Source organism: Kitasatospora sp. NPDC002965 (genome assembly GCF_040611255.1).
GTDB lineage: Bacteria > Actinomycetota > Actinomycetes > Streptomycetales > Streptomycetaceae > Kitasatospora.
Map to the genome: position 1 here is coordinate 1 of NZ_JBEXNT010000263.1, position 4474 is coordinate 4474.

Annotated in this window: 3 protein-coding genes; all 3 read left to right on the forward strand. The window is 73.6% G+C overall.

Annotated elements, in window-relative coordinates; translation table 11 throughout:
* The first annotated feature begins 622 nt into the window (after positions 1-622).
* The 3 genes from ABZY91_RS41445 (at position 623) to ABZY91_RS41455 (ending at position 4370) form a co-directional block, all read left to right on the forward strand.
* Positions 623-1411, forward strand: a complete 789-nt coding sequence (locus ABZY91_RS41445; RefSeq protein ID WP_355409357.1) for a DivIVA domain-containing protein — start codon at positions 623-625, stop codon at positions 1409-1411.
* Positions 1412-1732: 321 nt separating this feature from the next.
* Positions 1733-2659, forward strand: a complete 927-nt coding sequence (locus tag ABZY91_RS41450) for an ABC transporter substrate-binding protein (protein ID WP_355409359.1) — start codon at positions 1733-1735, stop codon at positions 2657-2659.
* 496 nt (positions 2660-3155) lie between these two features.
* Positions 3156-4370: a hypothetical protein gene (locus ABZY91_RS41455; RefSeq protein WP_355409361.1), complete on the forward strand. Its 1215-nt coding sequence runs from the start codon at positions 3156-3158 to the stop codon at positions 4368-4370.
* Positions 4371-4474 lie beyond the last annotated feature (104 nt).

The window sequence follows — 4474 nt, forward strand, 5'->3', positions numbered from 1 at the left end:
CCTTCGCTGCGGCGCCAGCAGCCCCGTGTCCTCCACGATCTCACTCCGACTTTCCACGCCGCTGCCGGCGGCCACCACGGTCGGCGCATGAAAGCGCCACGACTCACGGGACTGGGGGCGAACGTGGTGGATCGCGCCCGTCCGGTCGCCACCATAGTTGAACATGAAACAACGGACAACCCTGTGCGAGGGGGAAGGGCCGCACCCCGGGCGTGCACGGTCGACCCTGCCGGCGTCCCGGGCGTTCGGGCCGGATCACCGCCGCACGCGGTGCGACGTTCCAGCTGTCCGGTGCCCGCACTCCCGGGTTCGCCGGCGGCCTCGGAGCAGGGGCCCGGCGCGACGCCGGTCCGCGATTCGGGCAAAAGCACAAAACCTGCCGATACCCCTGGACGCGACGCGTGCAGAGCGGATAGAAAGCGCGCAACGGCAATCCGTACACCCACGGCCGCCGTTTGCGAGGCCGCTTGCCGCGCCTCGCCCGCATCCGGCGCCCGGTCACCGATGCCCGCGCCGATGCCCCGCTCCCGCAGCCCGCCGCCCGCAGCCCGCCGTCCGCAGCCTCGTCGAAGGCGCCGGGCACGAGCGGGCCACCCGGTACGCCGACAGTTGAGGTCGCCCCATGCCCCTGACCCTTGCCGAGCTCCGCGCCCGCACCTTCAGCACCGTCCGCCTCCGCCAGGGTTACGACGAGGGCGAGGTCGACGAGTTCCTCGACCGCGCCGAAGCCGAGCTCGTCCGCCTGTCGAACGAGAACGAGCACCTGCGAGCCGCCATCGCCGCAGCGCTCCTGCGCCCCGCACCTGCGGCGGCGAGCACCGGCACGCCCGGCGTGGTGCTCCCCTCTCCGCGCCAGACCGAGTGCCGCGCCCCGAACGGCGCCGAGGAGGCCGCCCGGACCCTGGAACTCGCCCAGCGGATCGCCGACCGGGTCGTCGAAGGTGCCCGCGCCGAGGCACGGAGGGTCATCGCCTCGGCCCTGGCCCGCGCCGAGGCCGTCGAAGGCACCGCACGGGACGGCGCCCACGCCCTGGAACAGGACACCCGCGCCTGGATCCAGGAGGTGATCGGCGGCCTGGAGGCGACCCGGAGCGCTCTTGAGGCCGGGATCCAGGGCCTGAGGTCCTTCGAATCCGAACAGCACCACCGGCGGAGGAGCTACCTGGAGCAGCAACTGCGCAAGCTCCGGCCGCCTACCGGTGACGGGTCCGCCGCGGTCGAGCGCGGGCCTGCGGCGGCGGACCTCCACCCCGTCCGCCCCCGCCCGCCGGCCGACCCGCCACCGGGCGCGGCCGACCCGCCGGTCACCGCCCTGCCGCACTCCGTGAACACCCCCATCCCGGGCCTGCTTCTCAAAAGGGTCGCCGCCACGGTCCACCGCGCCGCCGTGCACCGCCACCCGGCCCGCTGAGCCGCAGGTCGACCGCCCCGGTCGATGCCACGGACATGTCGGGAAGACCCGGGTGCGTGTGACGCGCGTACGCCCCTCGTGCCGACCGTGAAAGACCTGCACCTGCAGCATCGCCTCGGGCACCCTGCCGGTACCGACACGATCCTGCCCCGACCCAGGCGGGCACCCGGGGGAGCCCCAGAGCACGGTCAACCGATAGCAGATCGTGACACGCCTGCCGCCGGTCACCTCCGAACCGGATGGGAGGATCCCGTTCCCGGCCACTTCCGACTCCTCGCGGATGCCGGTCGCGCCGCCCCGCCCAGCAGAGGAGCACCCGTCGTGCGACATCTCTCCTGCCTGTTCCCCCACCGCCGGACCCTGCCGGCCGCCCTCACCACCACCTCGGCCCTGCTGCTCACCGCGTGTGCCGGCACGGACGCCCCGAAGAGCGCCGTCGACAAGGTCCAGGCGGCCGTCCCCGCCGCGCAGCGGGCCGCCGGGGTGCTGCGCATCGGCTCCGACCTGAACTACCCGCCGGTGGCGTTCCGCGGTGTGGGCGGGAGGCCGGACGGCCTCGACCCCGACCTGGCCTACGCCCTGGGGAAGGTCCTCGGCCTGCGGGTCGAGATCGTCGACACGCCGTTCGAGAAGCTGATACCGGGCGTCAACGCCAGGGAGTTCGACGTGGCGATGTCGGGGATCAGTGACACGTCCAAGCGCCGCAACGCGCTCGGTGAGGACGGCATACCGACCGGCGGGCCGGGCGTCGACTTCGTGGACTACTTCATCGCCGGCACCTCGATCATCGTGAAGAAGGGCAACCCGAAGGGGATCCGGACGCTGAACGACATCTGCGGGCACACGGTCGCGGTGCAGCGTGGCACCACCCAGGACGAGATCGTCGGCCGCCAGGTCGCCGCCTGCGACCGGCAGGGCAAGCCGCTGCAGGTCCGCCGCTTCGACGACGACAGCCAGGCCCTCGCCGAGGTGGCGGCCGGCAGGGCGGTGGCCGACTTCAACGACCTGCCGGTGGCGGCGTACGCGGCCAGGACCACCGACGACGGCAACCGCTTCGAGGTGACGGGCATGCAGACACAGTCCAGCCCGTACGGGATCGCGCTGAACAAGAGCGACACGGCTCTGCGCGACGCGGTGGTGAAGGGACTGGACCAGCTGATGCGCAGCGGCGAGTACGACACGATCCTCGCGAAGTGGGACGTCAGCGCCGGCGCCGCCCAGGCTGCCGCGATCAACGGAGGTCTGTGACCCCGGGGGCGTCGTCGGGACGAACGTGAGTGTCCGGGAGCGGCCCGCCCGGCGCCGTGGTCCACCCCGGACCTGCCGCGCAGGCGGCCGGTCCGGGGTGGACCTGTGACGCCCGGTGGGCCGGGCCGGGCCGGGAACGGGGGAGCGGCGTCGCGCGGGTGGCCGGAAGCCGCTGCGGTCTCCCGCTGTGTACGAGCGGGCGAGGGTGCTCGCCGAACGCCCCGACGTGACCGCCGCCGTGGGGCAGGAATTGCTGCTGGGGCGCCGTCACCCGGAGACCGGGCCCGCCTGCGGGACGGGGCGGGCGCGTCGGACGGCGGGTGGCACGGAGCAAGGTGAACGGGTGTACGAATCCAGTCGTTTCGGAGATCAAGCTGCCAACCGGTGAACAGAATCGGAAAAATTGAACTGCAGCGCGGGTTCCCTGCCGGCCTGGAACAGACCCCACACCCATGCCCTTGCGCGTCAATGTCATTGACGAGACAGGAGTGTCCGGATGGCCCGCTTGCGTGTTCCCCGACCTGCAACCTTCGCCGCCGCGGCGGCAACTGCCCTGTTCCTCCTGGGTTCGGCGCCCGTCGCGGTGGCCGAGCCCTCCGAACTGCTGCCGGCCTCACGGCTGCTCCCGGTCCCGCCGGGAGCGCTCCACAGCCTCGCCAAGGGGCTGAACAGCAGCGGCACGGTCATCGGCGAGTACTACGTGGAGGGCTCCGACGGGCCGCTCGCGATCCGCTGGAACGCCGGCCGCCCCGGCTACACCCGCCTCGCGCCGCTGTCCGGTGAGAAGTACAGCCGCGCGACCGCGCTCAGCGACGCGGGATGGGTGATCGGCCTGTCCTACGACGCCCTGCCCGCCTTCCACCCCGTCCGCTGGACACCGGGCGGCACCCCGACGCGGTTGGCGCTTCCCGGCGGGTCGCGCGGCGGCAACGCGTCGGCCGTCAACAACGCCGGGGTCGCGGTCGGCGACGCCTACGAGGAGGACTACCGCTCCCACCCCCTGCGCTGGCGCTCCGACGGCAGCAGGACCGACCTGCCCGTGCTGCCCGGCGACAGCAGCGGCACCGCGACGTCGATCAACAACGCGGGCACGGTGGTCGGGTGGACCGAGCAGCGCGACGGCGCCGGTGGCCCCGCGCACCCCGTGCGCTGGAACGCGGCGGGTGTCGTGAGCGCACTGCCCCTCCCGGCCGGGTTCGTCGGGGCCCGGACGAGCCAGATCACCGACAACGGCGTCGTCCTCGGTCACGGGCGGCTTGCCGGGAGCACGGAGTACGACCGGGTGTTGGTGTGGGCGGCCGACGGCACCGTCCGCGACGCCGGGCGCGGGCGGGGATACGACGTCAACCGGGCGGCCACCGCCGTGGGGGCTTCGCTGCAGGACTCCCCGAACGGCGACCCGGCCCGGTGGAACGCGAACGGCACGCGGACGGTTCTCGCCAATCCGGCGGAAGCGGCCGGCGAGGCGCTGGCGATCAACAACCGTGGGACGGCCGTCGGTTACGCGTGGCCGCCGGTCGGCAACGCGGCGCTGGACAAGGCCCTGCTGTGGAAGCCCGACGGTACGGTCGTCCCGCTGCCGCCGTCTCCCCTCGGCCCCTACGGCTCGGCCTCCGCGATCAACGACGCGGGAGTGATCGCCGGGGTCGCCGTCGGCACCGACGGCGCCGGCAACCCGACGACCTGGCGGGCGACCGTCTGGAAGCGCTGACACCGGCCCTTCCCTCGGCGGGAGCCCCGGTAGGGCTGCTCCGGTAAGGGGGGCAGGCAGGAATGCCCCCCGGGAATCCCCGGCGCGTCGCGCGACGCGCCGGG

Coding starts and splice junctions, on each gene's coding strand:
- ABZY91_RS41455 (WP_355409361.1), top strand. CDS start 3,156: ATGGCCCGCTTGCGTGTTCCCCGACCTGCAACCTTCGCCGCCGCGGCG.
- ABZY91_RS41445 (WP_355409357.1), top strand. CDS start 623: ATGCCCCTGACCCTTGCCGAGCTCCGCGCCCGCACCTTCAGCACCGTC.